At 65.9% G+C, this 26663-nt stretch carries 19 protein-coding genes and 1 tRNA gene; 9 read left to right on the forward strand and 11 right to left on the reverse strand.

Translation table 11 applies throughout. From position 1 onward, the window contains the following. The first annotated feature begins 95 nt into the window (after positions 1-95). The 4 genes from QXH22_RS10580 to QXH22_RS10595 all read left to right on the forward strand — a co-directional run bounded on the left by QXH22_RS10580 (position 96) and on the right by QXH22_RS10595 (position 6195). Positions 96-2207 carry a hypothetical protein gene (locus QXH22_RS10580; RefSeq protein ID WP_306275534.1) on the forward strand — a complete coding sequence of 704 codons (2112 nt, stop codon included), beginning with the start codon at positions 96-98 and terminating at the stop codon, positions 2205-2207. A gap of 205 nt (positions 2208-2412) precedes the next feature. Then, the gene (locus tag QXH22_RS10585) at positions 2413-3531 is read left to right on the forward strand and encodes a hypothetical protein (RefSeq protein WP_306242905.1); all 1119 of its coding nucleotides are present in this window, start codon (positions 2413-2415) and stop codon (positions 3529-3531) included. Between the two features lie 223 nt (positions 3532-3754). After that, positions 3755-4381 (forward strand): TetR/AcrR family transcriptional regulator, encoded by a 627-nt coding sequence (locus QXH22_RS10590; RefSeq protein ID WP_306275535.1) that lies wholly within the window; start codon positions 3755-3757, stop codon positions 4379-4381. A gap of 38 nt (positions 4382-4419) precedes the next feature. Beyond that, complete coding sequence (locus QXH22_RS10595) at positions 4420-6195, forward strand: amidohydrolase family protein (RefSeq protein ID WP_306275536.1); 1776 nt, start codon at positions 4420-4422, stop codon at positions 6193-6195. On the opposite strand, the gene QXH22_RS10600 is transcribed toward QXH22_RS10595, so the two are convergent. The 6 genes from QXH22_RS10600 to QXH22_RS10625 form a co-directional block, all read right to left on the reverse strand. Beyond that, positions 6185-7516, reverse strand: a complete 1332-nt coding sequence (locus QXH22_RS10600; RefSeq protein WP_306275537.1) for a UDP-glucose/GDP-mannose dehydrogenase family protein — start codon at positions 7514-7516, stop codon at positions 6185-6187. The two genes, QXH22_RS10595 and QXH22_RS10600, sit on opposite strands and share 11 nt — an antisense overlap. A 76-nt stretch (positions 7517-7592) precedes the next feature. Continuing rightward, the gene (locus QXH22_RS10605) at positions 7593-9008 is read right to left on the reverse strand and encodes a hypothetical protein (RefSeq protein WP_306276012.1); all 1416 of its coding nucleotides are present in this window, start codon (positions 9006-9008) and stop codon (positions 7593-7595) included. Positions 9009-9150: 142 nt separating this feature from the next. After that, entirely contained in the window at positions 9151-10911 is a 1761-nt protein-coding gene (locus QXH22_RS10610; RefSeq protein ID WP_306275538.1) for a hypothetical protein, read from the reverse strand. Between the two features lie 111 nt (positions 10912-11022). Continuing rightward, positions 11023-11595, reverse strand: a complete 573-nt coding sequence (gene dcd, locus QXH22_RS10615; RefSeq protein ID WP_306242912.1) for a dCTP deaminase — start codon at positions 11593-11595, stop codon at positions 11023-11025. 23 nt (positions 11596-11618) lie between these two features. Continuing rightward, on the reverse strand, positions 11619-12290 hold the full coding sequence (locus QXH22_RS10620) for a hypothetical protein (RefSeq protein WP_306242914.1): 672 nt from the start codon (positions 12288-12290) through the stop codon (positions 11619-11621). A 128-nt stretch (positions 12291-12418) separates the two neighbouring features. After that, positions 12419-12898, reverse strand: coding sequence for an SRPBCC family protein (locus tag QXH22_RS10625; protein WP_306275539.1), 480 nt, complete (start codon positions 12896-12898; stop codon positions 12419-12421). 30 nt (positions 12899-12928) lie between these two features. Here QXH22_RS10625 and QXH22_RS10630 point away from each other — a divergent pair. Then, positions 12929-13002 (forward strand) — tRNA-Gly (locus QXH22_RS10630). Between the two features lie 250 nt (positions 13003-13252). Here the strand turns inward: QXH22_RS10630 and QXH22_RS10635 are convergent. Further along, complete coding sequence (locus tag QXH22_RS10635; protein ID WP_306275540.1) at positions 13253-13738, reverse strand: DUF456 domain-containing protein; 486 nt, start codon at positions 13736-13738, stop codon at positions 13253-13255. Between the two features lie 72 nt (positions 13739-13810). Here QXH22_RS10635 and QXH22_RS10640 point away from each other — a divergent pair, with 72 nt between their 5' ends. Continuing rightward, entirely contained in the window at positions 13811-14581 is a 771-nt protein-coding gene (locus QXH22_RS10640) for an endonuclease/exonuclease/phosphatase family protein (protein WP_306275541.1), read from the forward strand. A gap of 260 nt (positions 14582-14841) precedes the next feature. On the opposite strand, the gene QXH22_RS10645 is transcribed toward QXH22_RS10640, so the two are convergent. From QXH22_RS10645 to adhE, 3 genes are all read right to left on the reverse strand, one after another. Then, complete coding sequence (locus tag QXH22_RS10645; RefSeq protein ID WP_306275542.1) at positions 14842-16992, reverse strand: serine/threonine-protein kinase; 2151 nt, start codon at positions 16990-16992, stop codon at positions 14842-14844. Between the two features lie 309 nt (positions 16993-17301). Next, positions 17302-18525 (reverse strand): hypothetical protein, encoded by a 1224-nt coding sequence (locus tag QXH22_RS10650; RefSeq protein WP_306275543.1) that lies wholly within the window; start codon positions 18523-18525, stop codon positions 17302-17304. A 107-nt stretch (positions 18526-18632) separates the two neighbouring features. Next, complete coding sequence (adhE, locus tag QXH22_RS10655) at positions 18633-21269, reverse strand: bifunctional acetaldehyde-CoA/alcohol dehydrogenase (protein ID WP_306275544.1); 2637 nt, start codon at positions 21267-21269, stop codon at positions 18633-18635. Positions 21270-21393: 124 nt separating this feature from the next. On the opposite strand from adhE, the gene mtnA reads away from it, so the two are divergent. From mtnA to mug, 3 genes are read left to right on the forward strand one after another with little or no spacing between them, the layout of a single operon-like run. Then, positions 21394-22359, forward strand: coding sequence for an S-methyl-5-thioribose-1-phosphate isomerase (gene mtnA, locus QXH22_RS10660; RefSeq protein WP_306275545.1), 966 nt, complete (start codon positions 21394-21396; stop codon positions 22357-22359). A gap of 33 nt (positions 22360-22392) precedes the next feature. Next, entirely contained in the window at positions 22393-24990 is a 2598-nt protein-coding gene (locus QXH22_RS10665; RefSeq protein WP_306275547.1) for an FAD-dependent oxidoreductase, read from the forward strand. Next, a complete protein-coding gene (mug, locus tag QXH22_RS10670) occupies positions 24987-25493 on the forward strand; it encodes a G/U mismatch-specific DNA glycosylase (RefSeq protein WP_306242940.1) in 507 nt (168 codons plus the stop codon). Before QXH22_RS10665 ends, mug begins: the two co-directional genes overlap by 4 nt. Here the strand turns inward: mug and QXH22_RS10675 are convergent, their stop codons facing one another. Further along, positions 25494-26594, reverse strand: a complete 1101-nt coding sequence (locus QXH22_RS10675; RefSeq protein ID WP_306242942.1) for a ferritin-like domain-containing protein — start codon at positions 26592-26594, stop codon at positions 25494-25496. It lies immediately after the preceding gene. Positions 26595-26663 lie beyond the last annotated feature (69 nt).

Raw genomic sequence — 26663 nt, forward strand, 5'->3', positions numbered from 1 at the left:
GCTCACCACAATCATGCGGCGCCGTTATGGACGACAGAAAGGTCTGAAATCACCATTTGCATGAACTGGGCTGAAGGGCCAGCCAGGGTTCCCGTGTGTTCGTGAAACTGCGTCCGACGGCTCGGGCAAACGACATCGACCGTTGGTTCGACCGGACGGCACGCCGGCAAAACCATGCCGTTTCCCTCTTCGCGAGCCTTCTCACCGGCACGATCTTCGCGTACTTCCGCTACCGTCTGCGTTACGCACTGCTGCTCGATACGGCGCGATTCCTAGTCCACGCCATCGAGTTTCTGATCCTTCTCGCAAGCCTCGGCAGGCTCGCCGCGTTCACTATCGTCATCCTGCGCATCGGCAGCCTCATCGTCAGCGGCGGCTGGTGGGGGCTCCTTGAGATCATGCGGGAGCGTCTCAGAGCGTTCTCCCAGTCCGGAGAGCGGGATGCAGCCGAGCGCGAGATCGGCAGTTGGCTCGTCCTCTCGATGATCGCGGCATCCGTCTTGACAATCGTTGGCGGCATCGCACTGGCGGCTCAGCTACCGTCCGGCCACGATCCGGTCGGACTTTTCTATGCCTTCCTGATCATCCTGGAAACTGCGGTGCGCTTGACGGTCCGGGTGCTGCATTCCGGCATATATGCCACGCGGCGAATTTACCGACCTTTCTGGTCGTTGCTAGCGCCAACGGTCGTGCAGCTAGTGGTGCTCGGCGCCGGCTTCTATTGGTACCCGACCGCGGCAATCATCATCGCGATCGTTACGTCAAATGCGATCGGCATCTGGATCACCGTTCACTACACGCTCAGAATTTATAGGATCATGGGCCTTCGGCCGAAATCCGGCGCGGCTCGAGAAGGTTTCCGAGCCCTTCCGCGGATACCGCCCTGGCTAGCGTTGAAGACGACCACGGCGGGACTCGGTCTACGCGTCGACGCCCTGGTCGCTCTCACCTTGCTGGGCATTTACCGGACCGACGCCCGAGCTCTCGACTTGACTATGGGCGTGCCGGCCTGGCGGCATGTCGACACCGTGCAATTCTTCTATCTGATCCTGCCATTGTTCCGTGGCGCATACGAGGGCTCTGGTCTCTTCTATTTCGACTTCGCCCGGCTACGGCACATCCCGGCGCTTCGCGACTTTCAGCTCAACTTTTTCCACAAACTGTTATTGACGACGCCCTTCATCTCTTTTTACTTCTGGTCACTCGCCGCTGCGCTCGGGCTAATTGTTCTGCACGACATACCAATCAGCTTCGCGCTGTCCCTACTGCCCCTCTTCGTCATTCGCAGCGTCGTCGGCATCTACCAGATCCGCTTGTTTGCCGAGGGTTATTTCGGCACGCTCATCGCAACGGTCGCGTTGTGGCTGGCGTTGCTGGGGCTTGTCTGGCTTGACCCGCACCCGGTCTCCGATTTCCTTGAGGTAACGGCCGCCATGGTCACGGTTCTCGTCGTTCTCATCAACCTGCAGCACCTTCGGGACCGTCGTGCCCCACCGCTTCCCACCCTGCTTGCGTTGGGCGACTGGATGCGGGAACTCAGCCACGAGTCGGGACCGCTGCTCGTCGGCAAGATCTCGATCCCCGAGTGGATCCCAACGAAACAGAGATCCGCTGCGGTCAAGCTCATGCAGGAAACATTTGATGGCCAGGGATATATTGCGTTCCGGTCGCCGACGAACCTTTTCTATTACAAACGAACCTCGAACGGCGACAGTGAATCCCACCCTCATTTGGCGCTCCAAGCGGCCACTGGCGGCGCGGCAAACCGCGGGAAATCCTTGCGGGCGCCTGTGACGAACGGACGGGACGCACTGAACCGGCTCTGCGCCGACGAATGGATAACGCCCCTGGATCAAACGGCGCCGGATGGCCCACAGAGCCTGCCCCTGAAATTTCGCACACTCTTCACTGACGGCATTGTCTTCGACCTGGATACGCTGGAAGGCACACGGGACATGCGCAGACTTGAAATGGGACTGCTGGCGAGGGCATTACCAGCCGCAGTGAATTGCCTTGAAGACGGTGTCAGCGTTGTCACGCTATCAGGGCGCTTTCTCACTCCGGTCTTTCACCAGGGAAAATTGCGCTTGCTGTTCGTGCTGCCGCACGATCCCGAAGCTGCACTATTCGACAGCTGGATGCAAATCGTCAAGGACTGGCATCTTCGACTGGGCAACGCAGACACCGCGGGGTGTCGTGATAGCTGAAGCGGTCGACATCGAGAAGCAACTCGCGGAACCGAGAACATATGACGACGTCATCATGCGAATTTTCGCGAAGAGACGGCAGCGTGGCTTGGCATTCAGTGAGGCGGGCGGGGGTGTCACATATTTCAGCACTGCAACTGAGCGAAGGGCGCTTGCGAGGGCGATAGCCCGCAGTGTTGCCAGCGGCGAATACCGTCCGCAGCCCGTGGACCTTCGTTTCCGCGAATACAACGGTAAGCTTCGCGCGGTCCATCTACCAGCCTTCATCGACCACGTGGTCGGCTCGGCACTTTTTCAGCTTCTTTCTCACAACGCGCGCTGCCATGGCCTCCCAGGCGTCTATTCGTACCTGCCCGGCTTGACGAATGTTGCCGCCACGCGGGCACTTGCCGGTTTTGTTCGTGCTCATCGCAAGCGGGTGGGGGTGAAGGGTCCGCCGCTTTATGTCCTCCAGTCAGATTTCGAACACTACGGCGATGATCTGCCCGTCGGCCCGGGCGCGGCGCTGTGGCGAATCCTGCGAGAAGTCGCAACACTCGGAAGTCCCGCCGGCGAACTGGGGCCGGAAGTCTGGGATCTGATCACATCACTGGCCCGCCCCGTGGTGCGGGACCGGGACGGCACCGAGTTCACCCGGCTGTACGGCACTGCGATGGGAACCCCGCTGGTACCAATCATCGGGAATCTCGCGGTCATACCCATGGACGCCGCAATCGTGGCGATTGACGGAATTTTCTACGCCCGTTACAACGATGACTTCATCGTGGCCCATCCGGACCTTGCCGCACTTCACGAGGCAGATGCACGAATTGATGCACTGCTCGGCGACTTGGGAGTCAAGCGAAAGCCCACAAAGGAATTCCGCACCGCCCTCAGCGGAAGTGGGCTGTCCTGCGCATCGGATCCCACCTACCGCGGGCGCGACCGCATTGACTGCCTTGGACTGTCGGTCACCCATGCCGGCACGATGACCCTGGCGCCAAATCGACTGCGCCGCTTCATCGGACGCATTGCCACCCGGATCGATGCCGCCTCGTCCGCCCTGGCGCCGTTGCCGGTCAGCGAGCGAGCGCGTCATCTCGTGCTGGCCACCAACGTCATGCTGGACGCTGCGAGCCCGTTCGCGGTTCCCGGCCTGCACGGTCTCCTTCAAACGACAACTGATCGGGGGGTCCTCAAAGACCTGGATTTCCGCATCGCACGAAAGATCGTGCAAGTCGCCACCGAACGGCCGGGGGTGCGCGGATTTCGTGTGCTGTCGCCGGCGGCCCTGCGGCGTGACATGGGCTTGGTATCGCTCGTCCACCTGCGGAATTTGCGGTGACAGCCGCGAGGTGATTAGTTCTTTCCGAGGGCGCGGACCCCGCTTTCGGGCGGTCGTTTCGAGGGACCACAGAGGTCGAGGCTTTCGGTTCCTCACTGTTGTGTTTTTTCCCGCGCCCTCTTTTTTCGCTTCCAACCGCCAAGCCCGGGGCCGGCGACCGCAGCCTCTCGTCGGCCCACAACGGATTCGGTGGAAGCCTCGCTCAGACCGTATCCTGTCAGCCATGCGCACCCACGGGTGGAGTGGTGCGAGGCCCGCGACCGACGACGAGGCAATCGAACGCATTCTCGACGCCGCCAGCGACGCCATCGAACAGCGCGGCGGCGACCTGCGGATCGCTGATGTGGCGCGCACGCTGGGCGTATCCCGCCAGACGGTCTACAACTACTTCCCGGGTACGAACACCCTCATCGAGGCCGCCGCCACCCGTTCCGGCATGCGGTTCTGCGAAATACTCTCGAAGCACCTCGCCGGTATCACCGATCCGGTCGAGGCGCTGGTGGAGAGCCTCGCGTTCACCCTGGAATGGCTGCCCAGCGACAAGCACATCCAGTTGATGCTGCTTCGCGATTTCACCAAGGCGTCCGCCGGCATCACATCCGACATAGGGATCAAGTTCAGCCACGGCATTCTGGCCGGGTTGGACGTCGACTGGACGCAGTTCGGTCTCGCGGATGCCGACTTGGACGACCTCGCCGAATACACGCTGCGAATTCTGCAGTCCTTCACCATCGACCCCGGCCGGCCGCCACGTACCGGCGAGGTGCTGCGCGCATACATGCGCCGCTGGGTTGCGCCGGTGTTGAACGCGGAGATCACCATCAACCAGCCGCCCAGCACCCTGAGCTGACGTTATCGGTAAGCTGTCCAGTCTAGTGAGGTGGTCACATGACTTTCGACGCAGTGGTCGTCAACGGCAGGTGGTTCGACGGCAGCGGTGCGCCCTCGGCGATCCGCAACATCGGGATACGTGACGGCCGCGTGGCCGCCGTCTCCCCCGCTCCACTCGACACCGCGGGATGCCCGAACGTCATCGATGCCGAAGGCAAGTGGGTAATACCGGGCATCATCGACATCCACACCCACTACGACGCCGAGGTGCTGGCCGCGCCGGCCCTGTCGGAATCCGTGCGGCACGGTGTCACCACCATCGTGATGGGGTCCTGCTCGCTGTCCACCGTGCATGTCAATGCCGGTGAAGCCGCCGACCTGTTCGGGCGGGTGGAGGCGATCCCACACGAGCACGTGGTGCGCATCGTCGGTGAGCACAAGTCATGGACCAACCCGCAGGAGTACATCGACGCGCTGGAGTCGCTGCCACTCGGGCCCAACGTGACGGCCTTCATCGGCCACTCCGACATGCGGACCGCGGTGATGGGCCTGGACCGGGCCACCCGCGAAGACGTCAAGCCCACCGGCGCCGAGCAGGCCCGGATGGAACAGATGCTGGACGAAGCGCTGGATGCCGGTTTCCTCGGAATGTCCTCGCAGCAGCTGCTTTTCGACAAGATCGACGGGGACACCTGCCGGTCCCGCACGCTGCCCTCGACCTATGCCAAGGGCCGCGAGCTGCGGCGGCTCAAGTCACTGCTGCGACGAACCGGCCGCGTCCTGCAGTCCGGTCCGGACATCAGCCACCCGCAGAACATCGTCTCGCAGGCGCTGCAATCGCTGGGCATTCGTCGGCCGCACCTGAAGACCAGCCTGCTGGCGGCGGCGGACATGAAGTCGGCGCCGGGCTCCATCTGGCTCACCAGCGCGCTGGCCGCTCTGGTGAACCGGTTCGGCGGAGACTTCCGCTTCCAGCACCTGCCGGTGCCCTTCGAGGTGTACGCCGACGGCATCGACCTGGTCGTGTTCGAAGAATTCGGCGCAGGCGCGGCCGCGCTGCACCTCAAGGACGAACTCGAGCGCAACGAGCTCATGCGCAACGAGGAGTACCGCCGGCAGTTCCGGAAGGACTACGACACCAAATTCGGCCCACGCGCCTGGCACCGGGACTTCTTCGACGCCGAAATCGTCTCCTGCCCCGACGAATCGGTGGTGGGCAAGTCGTTCGGCCAGGTCGGCGTGGAACGCGGCGGCCTGCACCCGGTCGACGCCTTCCTCGATCTGGTACTCGAACACGGCAGCGCGATCCGCTGGCGCACAACGATTTCTAACCACCGCCCGAAGATGCTGCGCCGACTGGCCCAGATGCACGGCTTACAGGTCGGGTTCTCCGACGCCGGCGCCCACCTGCGCAACATGGCCTTCTACAACAGCGGCTTGCGGTTGCTGCGGCATGTGCGCGACGCCGAACTCCAAGGCCGCCCATTTCTGTCGGTCGAGCAGGCGGTGCACCGGCTGACCGGTGAACTGGCGGACTGGTACGGGCTGGATGCCGGTCACCTCCGGGTGGGCGACTGGGCCGACCTGGTGGTCATCGACCCGCAACGGCTCGACGACTCGCTGGACGCCTATCACGAGGCGAAAGTCGATGCTTACGACGGTCTTTCACGAATGGTGAACCGCAACGACGCCACGGTCGAAGCCGTCTTCGTGTCGGGTCGCGAGGTGTTCCGCGACGGGCAGCCGACCGAGATTCTGGGGCGCGAGCGCACCGGAGGCTTCCTGCGCGCAGACGGACGGCCGCGTAACGTGCCGCAGGCCGTTACCGCGTAGGTCGCCGCGCTCCGAGCCGGAACACCCGCCAGCCTGCCCGCTCCCAGCGGCCCACATCCAGGCAGTTGCGGCCGTCGACGACGACGCGGGCGCGTACCCGGTCGGCAAGGGAGTCGGGGTCGAGGTCGACGAACTCGCGCCACTCTGTCAGCACCAGAACGGCATCCGCGCGTTCACACGCCTCTTCGACCGACACCGCGTAGGTCAAGGTGGGGAAAAGCCGGTTGGCGTTGTCGAGCGCCTTGGGGTCGTAGACGTTCACCGCGGCGCCATTGAGCTGCAACTGGCCGGCCACGTTGAGCGCGGGTGAATCCCGGACGTCGTCGGACTCCGGCTTGAAAGCCGCGCCCAGCACCGCGATATTGGCGCCGAGCAGCGATCCGCCACAGGCGGCGGTGGCCAGTTCGACCATTCGGGTCCGGCGCCGCATGTTGATGCTGTCGACCTCGCGCAAGAAGGTGAGGGCCTGGTCGGCGCCCAGCTCCCCGGCCCGTGCCATGAACGCGCGGATGTCCTTCGGCAGGCAGCCACCACCGAAACCCAAACCGGCATTGAGGCATTGGCGTCCGATCCGCGGATCGAACCCGAGCGCGTCGGCCAGCAGGCTCACGTCGGCGCCTGCCGCCTCACACACTTCCGAGATCGCATTGATGAACGAGATCTTGGTTGCCAGAAAGGCATTGGCCGAGACCTTGACGAGCTCGGCGGTCTGCAGGTCGGTGACCAGGAAGGGCACCCCCGCATTAAGCAGCGGCTCGTACAGCTCGCGTACCACCGCCTCGGCCCGGGCAGAATTCTGTTGCACACCAAGCACAATCCGGTCCGGGTGCAGCGTGTCGTGGACAGCGTAGCCTTCGCGCAGGAACTCCGGGTTCCAGGCGATTTCGACGTCCACCCCGTCGGGTGCCAGTCCGGCGGCCCGCTCGCTCAGTTCAGCCGCCGTACCCACTGGCACAGTCGATTTGCCGACGAGCACCGATGCCCTGGTGAGTCGCGGCACCAGCGCGTCGATGACGGCATGCACGTGCCGGACGTCGGCGCCGTACTCGCCCTTCTTCTGCGGGGTGCCGACGCCCAGGAAATGGACATCGGCGAAGTCGGCAGCCATGTCATAGTCGGTGGTGAATTGCAATCGGCCCGCAGCGAGGTTGGCGGTCAACAGCTTTCGCAGGCCGGGTTCGTAGAAGGGAATGTCGCCGCCGGCCAGCTTGGCGACCTTTCCCGGGTCGATGTCAACGCCGACGACCTCGTGTCCCAGCTCTGCCATCCCGACAGCGTGGGTGGCGCCCAAGTATCCGGTGCCGAAAACGGTGCATCGCATACCACCGTGTGTAGGTGTCCGCGATGAGCGAACCGCATCGTGACGCTGAACGGCAGATGACGGCTACCCGGCGAAATCAGATGCCGGGGATCCCGGGGATGTTGAATCCGCCGCGGCCGCCTCCGCCCTTGCCACCTTTGCCGGGACCGCCACCGCCGGGAAACTTCGGACTGGGGCCCTTGCCCGCGCCCGGACCACGGTCGTCGTCACCGCCGCGCCCGCCACCGCCACCCGGGCCGAGGGGGAACTGCGGCGTGAAGATCTGCGGCAACTGAGGGATCGGAACCGGTACCGGGACCGGCGCAGGTGCGGCGGGAACCGGAGCGGGCGCCGGAGCCTGGATCGGCGCAGGCGCTGGTGCTTGTGGTACCTGCACGGGGACCTGCGGCGCAGGCGCCTGCTCAGGCACCGGGGCAGGAGCCTGGGGCGCCGGAGCGGGGGCCTGCTCGGGAACGGGCGCGGGAGCCTGGGGTGCCGGCGCGGGCCCCTGCTCGGGCACGGGCGCCGGCGCCGGTGCCTGCGGCGCCGGGGTGGGCGCGACGAGTGCCTGCCCCGGGTCGGGGCGGGTGCTCGATGTGCCGCGGATACTCACGGCCAGCGAGACGACCAGCGACGCGACCCCGACAACGAAGATCGACAACAGCACACTGCCCAGCAGCCCAATCGGCCGGCGACCCTCCGCTTTCGGCTCGTCGTGGTCAGGGTCGACGGCGCTGTAGGCCAGCGCCCCTTCCGCCGCGTTCGCGTTGTCGAAGTACGCGGGGTCAAGCGCAAACGGCGGGTAGGCGCCGGTGCCGGGGTCCTGGGCATAGGCGCGGGCTGCCGTCGATGCCGACAGCAACGGCGTGTTGGCCGAGGCGAGCGCCGCGCCCCACGCCAGTGCCGTCTCGGGCTCCTCGGGCAGGGTCACCGGAAGTGTGGTCGCCGCGTCGAGAGCGGGCTTGATGAGAGGGACGTCGACGCCGGAGCCGACGACGAAGACTGCGTCGGGATGGGTCGCCAGCGTCTCGGCCCTGGACACCAATTCGGTCAACCGGGCCACCGCGGCGTCATCGTCCGCGGGTAACGGTTGCGTCTGGATGTCGGCGACCGACCCGTCGGCGCTGTTCACCACGGCCAGCGTCGCGGTGTCGGGTTCGATGAACAGCAACGCCGTCTGGGCGTAGTTGGTCTCGTTGCCGACCGAGTGGGCCAGCGCGGCGGCGGCGAGGAACGCCGACACGAGCATGACGTTCTCGATCTTGCGGCTGGCCAACGCGTCGCGCAGCTCGGCCGCCTGGGCAGGGTCGCGCCAGGTCACACCCGTGGAGGCCAGCTGGTAGCCGCCCTCCGCTGCCCCCTCGCGGGTGCCGAGTATGGCCGAGATGACTTGGTCGGCCGCGTTGAAGGTGGGCGCGTCTTCGGCCCTGACGTCGATGCTGTCTTCATCGACCAGGGCGCCGTCGCCGTTTTCGCCTTCGACCAGCACCATCCGAACTGCGGTTGGTGCCATCGACACGCCGAGTACGGTGTCCAAAGCTCCCCCAAAATAGACTGTGCGGATTCCCCAACCCGTACTTCTAACGGTACCCGCGCACCGCTTTCATACCCATTTGAGTTTGCTTTGTAGGGAAACTCACAGCCAGCGGAGCCGGCTACCTGCGCCCGCCTCCGCCACCACCGTGACCGCCGCCACCGCCCCCTCCGAAGCCGCCGCCGCCCCCACCGAAACCGCCGTGTCCGCCGCCGGGGATACCGCCGCCGATGGGGCCATGGCCACCTGATCCGCCGCCGCCGAAGGGACCTTGGCCGCCGGGGCCACCCCCGCCGAACGGGCCACGCCCACCGCCGCCACCGAACGGGCCCTTGCCGGGGGCACCTGGGCCGCCGCCGAAGGGACCCTGACCGCCGGGACCACCGCCACCGAACGGGCCTTTGCCGGGGGCACCTGGGCCGCCGCCGAAGGGGCCTTTGCTGCCTGGGGCGCCACCGCCACCGAACGGACCCCCGCTACCGGGGCCACCGCCGCCGAACGGGCCTTTGCCTGGGGCACCCGGCGCGCTTCCACCGCCACCGAAGGGCCCTCGGCCCGGATTGGGCACCACCGGCGCCTGCGGGATCTGGATGACCGGCACCTGGGGAATCGGAATGATGGGGGCCTGCGGAATCGGATTCTCGATGCGCGGCGGTGACACCGGCGCGCGCGGCACCGGCAGCTGAGGTTGCTGGCGCGGCACCTGGATGGGCGCCTGAATGGGCGGCACCACGATCGGGATAACCGGCGGAACGACAACCGGGTCGGGTAGCCGAGGAGCGGGAAGCTCCGGAGCGGGCAGTGCCGGTGCTGCGGGTGCCGGGATCACGGGAGCCGCTTGTGCCGGTTCGATCGGCGCCGGTGCGGCGGCCGGGATTTGCGGAGCGGCGACGCGTGGCGCGGCGGTCGGCAGGTCGATCTTGTGCTGGGGCGCGGCGACCTCCGTTTGCACGGCCTCGGGCTGCATGGGTGCGACGAAGTGGTTTTCGTTCGGTTTTGGCTGCAGGGCCACCGTCGGACGAATGTTGATGGCCAGCGCCACTTCCAGAGCGATGACGGCCGCGCACGCGACCACCGCCAGACCACTACCGAGCAGCAGTGCGGGCCGGCGCTTCGCCGATGTCTCCCCGGCGATGTCGTCTTCGTCGTCGAACTCGGGGTCGAACTCGGGCACTTCGGGAAGCTCGTCGCCCACTTGCGCGTAGGCCAGCGCGGCGGTGGTGGCCGCGAACAGCGGAGAACTGCCCGAGGCCAGCGCGGCGCCGCGGGCCAGTGCCATGTCCGGCTCCTCGGGCACGCTGACCGTCAGCGCCGTTGCCGCATCCAGCACGGGCTTGATCATCGGCACGTCGACGCCTGATCCCACCACGTAGATGCCGTCCGGGCGGGCGCGCATGGTCTCGGCGGTTGCTACCAACTCGGCCAGCTCGGTTACCGCGGCGTCGTCGTCCTCGGCCAGAAACTGGCGCCGCACGTCGCACAGCGAGCCGTCCCGGGAGTCCACCACGGCCAGGGTGGCGCTGTCGGGCTCGACGAACAGAACACCCGTGCGCTCGTAGCCGACGGCGGCGCCGACGGACTGCCCCATCGCGACCGCGGCCAGGAAGGCCGAGACCAGCATGACGTTCTCGACTTTGTGGGCAGCCAGGGCGTCGCGCAAGGCGGCCGCCTGTGTCTGATCGGTCCAGCTAACACCGATGGAAGCCAGCCGAAGACCTGCGTCACCGGCGCCTTCACGGGTGCCCAGGATCGCCGCCATCACCCGGTCGGACGCACATGTGGCGGCCGTGTCACGGGCTAGCCGGAAGCTGTCTTCTTCGACGATGGCGCCATCGGCGTCCTCACCCTCGACCAACGCCATCCGCACGGCCGAAGGTGCCATCGAAACCCCGAGTACGACGTCCAAAACCCCTCCCAAGGTTTATCGGTCTGCGGAGGGAAACACGGCACGCGGCCGCCGAATTCCATTGTGGCCCCGGAGGCTATGTGCCAGCTAGGTGGTTCGTATGAAGTTCAAATACGACCGCGACGGTGTCGGGCCCCGCTGACCCTGATACTTCGAGCCTACTTGCGAACTGCCGTAAGGATGTTCGGACGGGCTGGTCAGCCGCAGAAGACATAACTGGCCGATTTTCATCCCCGGCCACAGGGTGATCGGCAGGTTGGCCACGTTGGACAGTTCCAGGGTGATGTGCCCGCTGAAGCCCGGATCGATGAAGCCGGCAGTGGAGTGAGTCAGCAAACCCAGGCGGCCCAGCGACGACTTGCCTTCCAAGCGTCCTGCCAGATCGTCTGGCAGCGTGCAGAGTTCCAGGGTCGAGCCGAGCACGAACTCGCCGGGGTGCAGGACAAACGGCTCGCCGGGCGCGGGTTCGACCAGACTTGTCAGCTCATCCTGCTGCTGCGCAGGGTCGATGTGGGTGTAGCGGGTGTTGTTGAAGACCCGGAACAGCGAGTCGAGCCGGACGTCGATGCTGGACGGCTGAACCAGGGCATCGTCGAACGGGTCGAGGCCCAGTCGACCAGCGGCGATTTCGGCCCTGAGGTCACGGTCGGAGAGCAGCACCCGACGAGCGTAACCGCCCCCGGTTAGCGGACGTAGATTTCGTCCCCGGTGGGATAGCCACCGCCGGTGGTGGTGACGTGCACGTGGTCGTAATGGCCGTAGCCGCCGGACTGGGCGCCGCCGCCTGGCGTGTAGTAGGTACCGCGCCAGATTGCATCCTGGATGCCGAAACGGTCGGCGTTCTGCAGCACGAAGGTGACGATGGCGTTGCCCAGCTCGATACCCTCATCCGAACTGGGGTTCGGGATCATCACGTCGAGCGCCAAGCCTTCGGGGTGCCACCGCAGTGCGTCGGGCCGGACGCCGCCGATCTGGTGGATCTCGGGGAACAGCGCGCTGATTGCGCGCTCCACCAAAATGGTTCTCACCTGCAGCCCCGCCTCCGGGGCGACGCCCATGGGCAGGATGCGAGATCCCGCGTTGGCCCGCGACCGATCGGCCCGCGAGCGCTGAGCCGGCGCCATCTCGTCGATGCTGAATTTCAGATGGGAGGTGTCGATGGTGGAGCCCGGCGCGGCCGCGGCGAGTTCTATGCAGCACTGGGTTTCGGCGAACATCGGCTTCACTTCAGCGCGCGGGGGGCCCGCGGGACTGACATCTCCGGCCACCGCGAAGTAGACAGCGGCAGAGGCGAGGCCCGCAGCCAGCACTGCGGGCGATTTCCGCGGCTTCCTAGCTAACTCGTGCCTGCCCACGGGACGTCACAATACGAGGTTACGGATGATAACGAAAGGGTAAACATCACATTTTTAGGATTTGCATTAATTCACAGTCTTAACGACTTCTCGAATTACACACTTGTGATTCGCGCCGTCGGATGTAGTCAGCCGACCAGCCAGTCCGACAGCTCCTCGAGCATCTGGCGCGCGTAGCCCCGCCAGAACCAACCGAAGGCCGGCAGGGCGGACGCCGCCACGCGCGACCGGGGAAACATGGTGTAGCGCCACGTGATTCGCGTGCCGGTGCCGGCCGGGGCGAAGAGGAATTCGCCGTCGATCTTGGTGAGCAGGCCGGCGAGGGGTCCTTTGAAGTCCGCGATCTCGTATATCCACGCGCGCGGTTCGTCGACGCGGACGACGGTCTCTCGAATACTGCCCCACGGTCCCAACTCGAGGACCCGCGTCTGACCGGGGGTACCGCGCCAGTCTTCGGCGTCGCGCCCGCTCACCGCCAAGATCGGGGGAATCGGCCCGTACCTGCGGCGGAACATGGCCGGCACGTCCATCTCGATGATCCCGCGGAACGCCTGCTCAGGCGCGACGGGGAGGGTTCGGAATTGTTCGACCCGCACACCATTCGACATCGACCGATGCTAGCCTTTCTGGGCGACAGCGCCGATGTAGTTCAATGGCAGAACATCAGCTTCCCAAGCTGAATACGCGGGTTCGATTCCCGTCATCGGCTCCAAGCGAAGTCAGCGCTATAGATCCGTACTGCATCCGTTCGCAGACAAGGTGTCTTGACCCTCGCCTGACCGTCGCTCCGTCAGACGCTCACGCCGAATCTGTTTGCTGGCAAGACCTTTCCAGACCGATCGCGCCATCAACCAACGGCTCGGCAACAACACCATGAATCTCGGCGTGCACATCGGCTTCGTACCTAGGGTTGCCCGAGGAGAGCGCGAAGTCCTTGGAGTAGAACGCTCTCAACGCGGCGCCTACTGGGTCAGGTACACCCCGGCCACCCACGCGACGGTGGCGAGCATGGCGGCAGCTAGCTCGACACCCATCGACAACGCGACACCTTTCACGGCGTGCTTCGTCGAGGTCCATGCCAGGCGCTGGTCTCCGCGGGTGGCGAGCTCGGCCACGTAGACACCTAGCACGAAGCCGATCAGCAGGCCGATCACCGGGATCACGAAGAAACCAATAATGCCCACCACCGCGCCCGCCACCAAACTCAGCGTGCGCACGTCGGCGGCCCGCATGCGCTTCACGGGCCAGGTGTATTTGATCAATGTCGCCACACCGAGCAACACGGCCACCACGCCGAGGGTCACCCACGCGGTGATGTTGTTCTCGACGACGGCCCACACCACGATCGCGCCGAATACCAGCAAGGTGCCCGGCAACAGCGGCACCACGATTCCGATGATTCCGACGGCGATCGCGAGTGCTACGAGGACGATGCCGGCAGCACTCATGTTCTCAACGTATCTCTGCGTAGAGGTCGTGCCACATACGATCGGGATGTGACGTCCCCTGATCAGGACGATGTGCTGACGGTGCTGACGTTGAACATATGGGGCGATCACCTGTGGGAGGAGCGCAAGCACGCGCTCGTCGACTGGCTCACGGAGATTCGCCCTGATGTGGTCGCGTTGCAGGAGGTGACGCGATCGCCAGAATTGTGTGAGGCGACGTGGCTGGCCGAGCAGACCGGGATGGACGCGGTGTACGCCGCCGCGTACGTCCGCCCGGGCCGCGGCGATTTCGGCAACGCGGTCCTGAGCCGCTGGCCGATCGTCGGCTCGCGGTCGCTCCAGCTGACCCTGGCGGGGGCAAATATCGAGCCTCGCGGCGCGCTGACCGTCGATGTCCGCGTTCGCAACCGTCTCGTGTCGGTCACCTCGACCCATTTGTCTTACCGGTTCGACGAGGGCTGGGTGCGCGAGGCGCAGGTCCGTCAGCTCGCCGATTTCGTCGGGACGGGCTCCGGCGATTTCCCCCCGATTGTCTGTGGCGACTTCAACGCCCGCCCGGAATCCCCCGAGGTGCTATTCATCGGCGGCCTCCTGTCCGACGCCTTCGAGGTGGCCCATCCCGGTGAGCTTGGCTTCACCTGGAACAACATCAACCCGTACACGGCGCAGGATCCGACACCAGATCAGCGCATCGACTACATCTTCGTAGGCATGCCCACCGCTGACGGCGCGGGCAAGGTGCTCGACGCGGACGTTGTGTGCGACGCGCCGCGCCGCGGTGCCTGGCCCAGCGATCATTTCGGCGTCGTCGCCCAATTGGCGTGCCCTGCACCCGGGCAATAATCGGACGAACCACTTTGCGTCCGCGAGACCGCTAGGAACATTCCCAAGCCCACAGCGCCAACTAGTGGGGTGTCTCGGCCAGGTCCGGACCGGACGGGGCGCGTGGGACGAAATCCTCTAGCAGACGTCACGCAGCCGCTTAACGCTTTGTCCTACCGATAGGTCGATGAGGACCAGGTGGGAGGATCGGAATGTCTGCCGTAATCGCGACGCCGGAACTGATGCCGGCGGCGGCAACGGAGGCTATTTCCGGCTGCCCTTCACTGCTTGGTGCCCTCGAAAGTGCCGCTGCAAGTAGTCGGCTGCCATACTCCGTCGCGAATGAAAGTGCTGCCGCCCTGGGTGACGAAGACACCTCGCATTGTGCTGTCACGAAAGCTGAGCACGAAAGATCCGTCGACGTTAATTGTGCCGGTGAAGGCGGTCCCAGATGTATGAACCAGGGTCAGACTGCTTCCTTGGTGGCTAACGGTGACGGTCGCATCCCGGGGTGCCGTTCCACAGGAACCGGCTTGGAAGTGCAAGAGGTAGGTGCCGTCGATCTCGGGTTGGGTCGGCCCCGTTCCGGCGCCGGGCGTGGTGGGCGCGGGTTGGGGTGGCGGAACCGGTTGGCTGCGTGGGGTGTCGGCAGTGCCGGCAGTGCCGGCGGGCCGATTGAAAGGCTGGCCGGTAACCACGTCGACCAGAACAAAGATGCTGATGGTCGCCGGACTGGGCTGGACCGCGGCGAGTGCCGCGGGACGATAACCGGCCCAGGCGGCGCCGACGGGCTCCGGATCGCCGGTCAAAGCGATCGGCTCAGTCAGGGGATTGCCGCAGTAGCAACGGACCCGGGGAACCCCGTGGGCGTCGACGAACACCCCGGTGCCCGCTTGAAAGACCGATTGCACGGTGGTGGGATTTGTTCCGTCGAATCCGTGATTAGTAACCCGGGTGTCCAGCCGCAACAGGACCGGGGTCAGTTCGCGTAGGTACGTCGGGATGTCGGCGGCCGTTAGCGGGTGCGCGCCGCTCCAGAACAAGCTCGGGTCGGTGTTGAGTGCAGCCACGAAGGCGCTGGCCTGAGCGGGATGGCCGCCCAGGAAGCCGATCATTTTGTCGCGATCGCACTCGGCGTTGTTGAGGGTGCCACCGTACAGGCCCTCGCGGTCACCGGGCAGCGACTGGGTGGCCACCGGGGTCCCGTCGCCGTGGGGCGGCAGGGTGGGCGGCGGCTGGGTGCTGCTCGGCGGCGCCGAGCCCGCGGGTGGCATGAACGGATTCGCCCCGGGGTCGGTGGCCGCAGCTAGGACTAACTCGGCGCCAGTCGCTTTGGGCGACAGGATATTACGGAGTAACACCGCACCGGCACCCACAGCCACGATGAGCAGCACCACCAGGGACGCCATCAACCACTTACGTTTCCAGAGGGTCACCGGTCGCGCCGCATCGGCGCGCCCTCGAGGACGTGTATCGCGGTGTGGGGATGGGCCATGGCGCAACTGGGTGGAAACCTCCCCAGGTGCGCCCGCGCGAACCGTGCAGGTCGATGACCGCATGGTCATGCCATCTGCCGACTCCAGCGCGCGTTGCGCAGCGCCGGCCAGGGCGGCACATCTCGGATAGCGGTCATCACGGTTCTTTGCCATGCCACGTTGGATCACCGCGTCCATTCCCGCCGGGATGCCGGCCTGCTGCGCGGCAGGGGATTGGCTGGGTAACGGGACGGGCAGATGCAGATGTCCGTACATCCACTGCTCGGGGCTGCGGCCCGGGTAGGGCACCGATCCGGTCAGCAGGTGGTAGAGGGTGCAGGCCAGGGCATACTCGTCGGCCCGAGCATCCAGGACAATGGAGGGGTCGAACTGCTCGGGCGCCGCGTACTGCAGGCTGCCGGTGAACGTGCCGGTCGCGGTGAGTCCGGACTGGTCGTGTAGGGCTTTGGCAATGCCGAAGTCGGCGAGCAGGACTCGTTCGGGTTCTCCTCCGATGGGTCGGGCGAGCAGGATGTTGGCGGGTTTGACGTCGCGATGTAGCACGTCGGCGCTGTGGGCGAAGTCCAGCGCCTTGGCGGTCTCGGTGATGATGCGCACAGCGCGTGCCGCGGACAACGGTCCCTCGCATACCGCTTCGGCAGCGTCGGAGCCGTCGATGTATTGCATCGCGATCCACAGTTGCCCGTCCTGGTCGCCGCGGTCGTAGACGGCGACGATATTGGGATGGTCCAGACGTGCTACGTGGTCGGCCTCGCGCAGGAAACGAGCACGGAGTTCGTCGTCGGTCGTCGCGCGGCTGAGTAACTTCAGCGCGACAAGTTTCGGCAAGTTGGGGTGGCGGGCCAGATAGACCGCGCCCATCCCGCCGACACCAAGAAGCCGCTCGACGACGTAGCCGGCGAAGACCTGACCAGGTCGCAACTGTTGGTGCGCCATGAGTACCGCCTCACCGGGATGATTGCCAGTTCATCCTGTCACCCGCGGCCCTCAGCATCGCCCTTTCAACCGCATTCTCACACCCACGTTTGATGACGGAGCGGATCAACGCATGCTGATGCAGCGGCCGGTGACGCGCGCGCTGTCGTTGATTTTCTGGAAGGCGTTGTGAAACAACAAGTCTGAGTCGCGCTCGGGACGCAACATGTGATACCACCCATCGCGCAGTCGACACGTCCGCTGGCAGCTCAGCACGGGGTCGGTGTGCCGGCACCTCCCAATCGGCTCCACGATGTGCAAGGACGCCCGCTATCGCGGCGGAAGATCCGTCGCAAGCCGCAGTGCGTGGATCGCTTGGCCGAAGCCGCGGTCACGCGACGCCGCATGCAGCAGAAGCGCCTCGCCGCCGCCTTGCCAGGGCCAGCACGCGAATGCACCGCCGCGCACGGTGTCGGGCCTGTCCATAGGTCCCCAAGGCCGAGAGTCAGACGGTGCACCGACATAGTCGTCGTGCCAACCGTCGTCGACCCATTCGCCCCAACCCAGCATCAGAGTCCCGAACGGCGCACGAGCCTCATCCGGACCACCGTTGAGAATCCGCTCGGTCCATGCTTCGGGCCGCTCTGCTCCGCAGATCCAGGATTGCCGGCCACCGTCGCGCGCAACCCATTCCCATTCGGCCTCGGACGGCAGACGCAGTCCGCACGCCTCTACCGCGGCCGCCGCCTGCCAGCTGTTCTGCCGCAGGACGCCGTGGACGTTGGCGTCGTCTCCCTCGATCGCCAGGATCGCGGCATGCCGTGCCAACAGCGGTGTCTCCGCGCAGAGGAACGGCTCGACCGTAACCGGGTGCGCCGGGGCCGCGTGCGCGGCGAAAAATTCAGCGCTTTCGGCAACCTCGTCGCCCAGCTCATCAAGTTCTGCCAGCTCGGCCTCCGTCATACCCAGCGTCATCTGCCCGCCGGGCACGACCACGAAATTCAGGTCGCCGCGTTCGAAGCGCACCCGGATCACGGCGTCGCCGACGTCGGGAACGGGCGACCAATCTGCGCCCAAGGCTCCGGCCAATTCCAGGGCGAGGCGGTTACGTAGCGCTGCGTCACTCACGGCGCCCTCCGCAAGCTCGGGCCACTGCGACGCGGCCGACGTACGGTCGGATACCGGTCTCGGTCGCGGCGGCTCGGCCGGCAACTGCTTGAACAGCACCTCGTACACATCGTCCTCCCAGGACGGCTCGGCGTACGCCGGCGTTCCGGGTTTCGACTCCGGCGGTTGCCACTGCGCACGGGTCGGGCAACCGACGGCCGCAGCGGCTCGATCCTGCGCGTCTTCGGATAGTTCACCAAAGATGTGGTGGGGATAGCGCAGCTTCGAAAGGTACTCGGCGGCTAGGGCTTCCGCGGTGGTAAGTGCTGTGTCAATAGGCGCCGAGAGCTGCCAGTCGGCAAAGTTGCCGGCGATCGCCCGCAGATCTTCTACCCCTGCTGCTGAGATGCCACTGACAAAATTCGGCCAAGTTCCTTCTGACGACACAGGCTGCGATGCTAACAGCCCCTGGCCGCGGCACAGGATGATTCACGCTGCGCCACAGTGGAATACATGAATTCATTCACGACGGCCTCGCTATCGGCCGGCGGCGGTCATCCGGTAACCCCGTAATAACCCGCCCGCAGCAACTCCGTGATCTCACTGACCAGCGGCATCCGCGGGTTGGTCCGGTTGCTGAGGTCCTCGAATGCCGTCATGGCCAACACCGGCAGCGCCGCGAGGAACTCCTCTTCGACGACACCGATGTCCCGCAGTGAGCGCGGCATGTCGACCTGACGCAACAGGTCCTCGACTCCCCGGAACAAGCGGCCGCGGCACTCCTGCGGCTCGTGGCCACCGAAGATTAGCTGGCCGATCTGGGCGTATTTGTCGGGAGCGATGTAGGCCGAGTAGCCGGGCGCCGGCATGAATTTGGTGGGCAGGCTTGCGTTGTAGCGCAGCACATGCGGCAGGAAGATCGCGTTCGCCCGCCCGTGTGCGATACCGAATTTCGCGCCGACGGCGTGGGCCAGCGCATGGTTCGTTCCCACGAAGGCATTCGAGAACGCGAGCCCGGCCAACGTCGCCGCGTTCGCCATGTCGGTGCGCGCGGCCAAGTCGTCGGGATCGTGATATGCCCTGGGCAATCCCTCGAAGATCAGCCGCGCCGCCTGCGCGCACAACGCGTCGGTGTATGGCGACGCGAAGATCGAGACCGCCGCCTCCAGCGCGTGCGTCAACGCATCGATACCGGTGTCCGCTGTCAGAACCGGCGGCATCGACGACGCCAACTCCGGGTCGATGATCGCCAGCTCAGGCACCAGGCTGTAATCGACCAGCGTCTCCTTCCGGCCCTGCACGGTCAGCACCGCTGCTGGCGAGACCTCCGAGCCGGTGCCCGAAGTCGTTGGTATGGCGACCAATTGGAGTCGGTGCCGGTCGGTCGGATAGTCGGCCACCCGCTTGCGTGGGTCGAGGAACGGCATGGTCAACTCGTCGAGGGTCTTCTCCGGATGCTCGTAGAACAACCGCATCGCCTTGCCGGCATCGAGCACCGAACCGCCACCCACGGCGATGAGAACCTCGGGTTGCACCCGTTCCAAAAGTTCGACGCCGCGGCGGATCGTCGTCTCGTCCGGCTCCGGGGTCACTTCGCTGAACACGTGCACGTGCCGGGTGCGCATCTTGCCGCGCAGCAGGTCGACCACACCCCGCTCGTCGCTGACGGCGTCGGTGACCACCACGACGGCGTCGCAGTCCAGCTCGCGCAGGTTCTCCAGCGCGCCGGCGTTGAAGTAGGTGTTGGACGGGACCCGGAACCACTGCGGCGGGGTGCGGCGCTTCGCGACCGTCTTGATGTTCAGCAGCTGCCGATAGTTGACGTTCTCGGTGGTGCTCGACCCTCCCCATGTTCCGCATCCGAGCGAGAAGGTCGGGGTCAGATTGTTGTAGACGCCACCGAGCGCGCCGACCGCGGTCGGCGCGTTCACCAGGATCCGCCCGGTGCGGACGGCCGCGCTGTAGGCGTCGATCACCGCCTGATCGTTGGAGTAGACGGCCGACGTGTGGCCCAGCCCGCCGTGTTCGGTCACCATGACCGCGACGTCGATGGCGTGTTTGACGTCGCGTGCCCGAACCACGCCGAGCACGGGCATCAGCTTCTCCTGCAACAGCGGGTGTACGGCGAGTTCGTCGAGGTCCGCCGGCAACGGGGCCAGCAACACTTTCACCGTCGGGGGCACCGAAAAACCCGCCCGCGCAGCAAGTTCCGGCGCCTTCTGGCCCACCGCATCGAGCGAGACCTTGTCGCCACAACCGAACGCGAATCGCGTTATGGCGGCGGCTTCGTCGTCGGTGAGCACCCGCGCGCCCATCCGCTCGAACTCGGCGATCATCGCGTCATACACCTCTTCGTCGATGATGCAGGTCTGCTCGGCGGGGCAGATAACCGACGAGTCAAAGGTTTTCGAGATGAGGATGTCGACGACGGCACCCTTGATGTCCGCGGTCTTGTGGGCGTAGATGGGCGCATTCCCGGGGCCCACGCAGAGGCCCGGTTTCCCGGTGGCGCTCGCCAGCGCCACGATCTTGGGTCCACCGGTCACCCAGATGAAGTCGACCTGCGGATGTTTGAACAGATAGTGCGTCACCTCATGGGCAGCGTCGGGAATCACCTGCAGCGCCCCGACCGGCATCCCGGCGGCTTCGGCCGCCTCGCGCAGGATTTCGACGCTGCGCTCGCAGCACCGCACGGCATACGGTGACGGCCGGAACACGATGGCGTTGCGTGTCTTCGCGGCCACGATCGCCTTGAACAGCACCGTCGAGGTCGGGTTGGTCACCGGGGTGATGGCGAGCACCACGCCAATGGGTTCGGCGACGTGGACGATGTTGTTCTCGATGTCCTCGTCAACCACGCCCACCGACTTCTTGTCACGGAGATAGTCGTGGAGGAACTCGGTCGCCACGTAGTTCTTCACGACCTTGTCCTCGAAGACCCCGAACCCGGTCTCCTCGATCGCCAGGCCCGCCAACTCCGCTGCGGCACGCAGCCCGGCGCGCACCATCGCCTCGACGATCCGGTCTACCTGGGTCTGATCGAGCTTGCGGAATTCGGCGGCCGCGGCCGCGGCGGTGTCGACGATGGCGTCGATCTCTCGGCGGCGGCGGTCGTCGTTGTCCAGTGCGTCGCCGTCGCCGGCGTTAGTCGCGGCCGCGGCCAGCGGAGCCGCCCCCAGTTTCGTCGACATGGGTGACCTTCCTGATCGTCCTGCGGTGCCATCGTCGGCCAGCGCCACCGAAGTGGATAGAGGATTAAGTCCGTCCCGACTCGGGGCTGCAGTCACCTCATCGGCGCGAGCTAGGGTCACCAACGTGCGCAGAACCATCGACTGGGACGGCGACGCGGTCACGATCATCGACCAGACCGCGCTGCCCGCCGAATACCGCATCCTCCGACTGCGCACCGTCGACGAGTTGATCGACGCGATCCGCCGCCTGGCGGTCCGTGGCGCTCCGGCTCTCGGCGCAGCGGGGGCACTCGGAGTGGTGCTCGCCGCCCGCGAGGGAGGCGACGTCCGGGCCTCGGCCGAACGGGTCGCCCACGCCCGACCGACGGCCGTCAACCTCAGCTGGGGAGTCGAGCGCGCCCTGCGCAAGCTCGGCGAGGGCACCGAATCCATACTGGCTGAAGCGCTTTCCATCCTCGACGAGGACGAACGCCTCAACCGCGCCGCGTCCGGCCACGCCGCCGAGATCGTGCTCTCGCTCTCCGACCGCCGTCCGCTGCGGCTGCTCAGCCATTGCAATGCCGGCCACCTCGCGACGGTGGCCTGGGGCAGCGCACTCGGCGTCGTATGGCATCTGCATCAGCGCGGGCTGGTCGAATCGGTTCTGGTCGATGAGACACGACCGCTGCTGCAGGGGTCCAGGCTGACGGCGTGGGAACTGGCACAGGCCGGTGTGCCCTACCGGGTACAACCGGACAGCGCCGCGGCGGCAGCGATGGCACGCGGCTTGGTGGACTGCGTGCTGGTCGGTGCCGACCGAATCGCCGCCAACGGCGACGTCGCCAACAAGATCGGCACCTACGGCCTGGCCATCGCCGCCCGTCACCACAACGTGCCACTCGTCGTGGTCGCGCCGTCGTCCACCATCGACGCCTCGCTACGCTCCGGCGCCGAGATCGCCATCGAGGAACGCGCGCCCGAAGAGCTGAGGGCCTACGCCGGCGTCACCATCACTCCACCGGACGCAGAGGCATTCAACCCGGCCTTCGATGTGACCCCGGCCGAGCTGATCACCGCCGTCGTCACCGAGCACGGACAATTTCACCCCTAAACAAACCGCCTCCGAGTGGTCATGATGATTCACATGGCTGATCAACACTCCAACCCCGACGTCGTGGTTGTAGGCGCCGGCTTCGCCGGCCTGTACGCCGCCTACCGTCTTCGGCTCGCGGGTCTGTCGATGCGGATATTCGAGGCGGGCGACGACATCGGGGGCACCTGGTACTGGAACCGCTATCCCGGCGCACGGGTCGACATTCCCAGCGTCGATTACATGTTCAGCTTCGATGCGGACTGGGCGCGCGACTGGCAATGGTCGGAGAAGTACGCCACCCAACCCGAGATTCTGCGTTATCTGAACCACGTCGCGGACAAGCACGATCTGCGTCGCGACATCCAGTTCGGCACGCGCGTCACCCATGCGCACTGGGACGACGACTCATCCAGCTACCGCGTGCGCACCGATCAGGGTGAGGAAGTCACCTGCCGCTACCTGGTGATGGCGACGGGCTGTCTGTCGGTACCGAAGGATCTCGACATCGACGGCGTCGAAAACTTCACCGGCGAGACGTATTTCACCAGTCGCTGGCCCCATGAGCCCGTCGACTTCACCGGTAAGCGCGTCGGTGTCGTCGGGACCGGCTCGTCGGGCATTCAGTCAATTCCGCTGATCGCCGCGCAGGCAACAGAGTTGGTGGTCTTCCAACGCACGCCGTGCTTCTCGATTCCCGCCCAGAACGGCCCCGTTTCGCCGGATAAGCTCGCGGAGATGGCCGACGAATCGGCCTATCGGCAGGCGGCGAAATACTCCTTCGGCGGGGTGCCGGTGGAGCGCACCATCACCCCAGCATTCTCGGTGTCCGCCGAGGAACGTCAGGAGCGCTACGAACGCGCCTGGCAGCGTGGTGAGCTACTGGAAGTACTCAACCTCTACGCCGACGTGATGAGTAACCCGTTGGCCAACAAAGACTTTGCCGACTTCATTCACGGCAAGATCCGCGGAATCGTGCGGGATCCGCAGACAGCCGAGACGCTATGCCCCAAAACGTATCCGGTCGGCGCCAAGCGGCTGTGCCTGGACACCAACTACTACGCCACCTTCAACCTGCCGCACGTTCGGCTGGTGAATCTGCAGGATCAGCCGTTGGTGGGCGTGACCCGCGACGGAATCGATACGGTCGGTGAGTCTTTCGAGTTCGACGCGATTGTCTTCGCCACCGGCTTCGACGCGATCACGGGCGCTGTGGCGGCCATCGACATCGTCGGCCGCGACGGACTTGCACTCAAGGAGAAGTGGTCACACGGCCCGAACACCTACCTGGGCCTGATGACCGAGGGATTCCCCAACCTGTTCCTCATCGCGGGCCCGCAGAGCCCCTCGGTGCTGTCGAACATGGCGGTGTCCATCGAGCAACACGTGGATTTCGTCGCCGACGCTTTGACGTATCTGCGCGACCACGGCTTCGACCGGATCGAGCCCACCAAGCTCGCCGAAGCAGGGTGGATGCAGCACGTCGACGACGCCGCATCCATAACCCTTTTCCCGCAGGCCAATTCGTGGTACGTCGGGGCAAACATACCCGGTAAGCCGCGCACCTTCATGGCCTACGCCGCCGGTGTCGACTTCTACCGGGTGGCGTGTGACGAGGTGGTCGCCGGCGACTACCTGGGCTTCGCGCTGTCCGGACCTGGCGGTGCGCAGTGCAACGACGGCGTGGTGCGTCGCCTGCAACCCGACGTGCAGATGGTCCTCGAGCAGATGGCGCTGCTGGAGTTGCCGCCACTGGAGTCGATGCCGGCCGAGCAGGCACGCGCCTTCATGAACGAGATGAACCTGGCCCGGCCACCGGGCCCGGACGTCGGCGAAGTCGTCGACGGAACGCTGCCCGGGGCCGCCGGACCGCTGGCCTACCGTCTGTACCGACCTGCCAGCCCGGGCCCGCATCCCGTCGTCGTGTACTTCCACGGCGGCGGTTGGGTTCTCGGCGACCACGCCTCCGACGACCCGTTGTGCCGGGACCTGTGTGTACGCACCGATGCGCTGATCGTGTCGGTGGACTACCGGCACGCACCGGAGCACCGCTTCCCGGCCGCGCTCGAGGACGGCTGGGCGGCAGCGCGGTGGGTTGCCGAGCACGCGCAGGAACTCGGCGGTATCCCCGGTCGACTCGCGGTGTGCGGTTGGAGCGCCGGGGCTGGCATCGCCACGGTGGTGTGCCGGCTGGCCAGGGACACCGGCTGGCCGGCGATAGTCGGCCAGGCGCTGATCACGCCGGTCGTCGATTCCGATCTGAGTCGCGCCTCCTACACCGAGAACGCCGACGGCTACGGCCTCACCGCCGCGTTGATGCGGTGGTTCTTCGATTACTACGCCGACCCGGACCTGCGCGAGGACCCGCGAATCGCGCCGCTACGCACCCCCGACCTGTCCGGCCTGCCGCCGGCGCTCGTCGTCACAGCGGAGTTCGACCCATTACGGGACGAGGGCGACGCGTACGCGGAAGCGCTTGCCGCAGCCGGTGTTTCGACACAGCACGTGCGGGCGCGCGGGCACACGCACCTGTCGCTGTCGATGGTCGACGTGGTCGTCTCCGGCGCCCCGATCCGGGCCCAGATCGCCGACGCCCTACGCGGGTTCTTCGCGACCGACGCCGCGAAGAGCGCGGCGTTGGTCCAGGGTTGACCGGATACGACTCGGACATCCTGGCCGACGGCCTCGACGTCATCTTCTGCGGCATCAACCCTGCTGTCACCGCGGTTGCCGACGGTCACAACTTCTCCAGCCGCAGCAACAGGTTCTGGCCGGTGCTGCACCTCGCCGGGTTCACCGACGAGCGGCTACGCCCGCAGGAGGAGCGCCGCCTACTCGAATATGGTTGTGGCATAACAGCTGTGGTCAGCCGGGCGACCAGACGAGCAGACGACATATCACGCGCGGAGTTCCGGCAGGCGCGTCCGGAATTCGAGGCGAAGATGCGCCGCTGCGCACCGCGGGTCATCGCGTTCCTGGGCAAGCGGGCCGTGTCGGCAATGACCGGCACATCCGTCGTCGACTGGGGCCGTTACCCCGGCCAAGTCGCGGGCACGACGGCCTGGATCCTGCCGAATCCCAGCGGGCTCAATCGGACTTTCAGCCTGGACGCCTTGGTCGCTGCCTACGCGGAGCTCCGGCAGGCGCTGGTCTGATCAGCCCGCGCCCGCCGCGATCACCTGGTCCACCTCGAGCGCCCGTTCGGCCATCTCGGCGTGCGCCTTGTCCAGCGCCTCGGCCTGATCTTCGTCGGCTTTCATCAGCGCCTCGATGTCGAAGGACGACATCTCGTGAACGCCCATGTCGCGGAAGGCTTTCTGCACCTTGTCGCCCCACAGTCCGATGTCCTTCACGATCGGCACGATGCGGCTGAACAGGTGTGAGCGGAACTGGATCATCAGCGGTGACTTGTCGACCCACTCGGCGCACTCTTGGACGTTCATGCCGAGGGTCTCGAACACCTCCTCGCCGCGGAAGCGGTCGCGCATCAGATAACAGGCGTCCACGACGAACTCCTCGCGCTCGTCCCGCTCGGCGTCGGTCAGTGCGGAGTAGTAGTCCTTGAGCGAGATTCGGCCGAACGCGACGTGCCGGGCCTCGTCCTGCATGACGTAGGCCAGCACCTGCTTGGCCAGCGAGTCCGGCGCCGCCATGTCACGCAGCACACCGAAGGCGGCCAGTGCGAGCCCTTCAATGAGCACCTGCATACCCAGGTAAGGCATGTCCCAGCGCGAGTCGCGCAGGGTGTCGTCCAACAGCGCGGTCAGGTTCTTGTTGATCGGGTAGACCAGGCCGATCTTTTCCTGGAGGAATCGCGAGAACGCCTCGACGTGCCGGGCCTCGTCCATGGTCTGGGTGGCCGCGTAAAACTTGGCGTCCAAGTCCGGCACGACCTCGACGATCTTGGCCGCGCACACCATCGCCCCCTGCTCGCCGTGCAGGAACTGTGAGAACTGCCAGGCCTGGAAGTGCTGGCGCATCTCGGCGCGACGCGCCTCGTCGGCGGCGTCCCACATCGGGCTGCCGAACAACGGATTGAACTCGTCGGGCAACCCGATCGGGTTGTGCGGGTCCACGTCCTGGCCCCAGTCGATGCGCAACTGCGCATCCCACTGCTTGTCTTTGCCCTTTTGGTAGAGCGAGAGGAGCCGGGCGCGGCCCTCGTCGTACTCCCAGGTGAAGCGTGCATCGCCGGCACTGGGGACCGCCCACGAGTAGGGCGTGGGCACGTCGGTGTACATGTCCCGTGTGGTCATGTGCTGCCACCTCTCTCCGCGGTATGACCAGTGGTCATATGACCTGTATCACAGGGTGCCTCGCGTCAG

Origin of the sequence: Mycobacterium sp. TY814 (assembly GCF_030755175.1) — a bacterium.
Lineage (GTDB): Bacteria > Actinomycetota > Actinomycetes > Mycobacteriales > Mycobacteriaceae > Mycobacterium.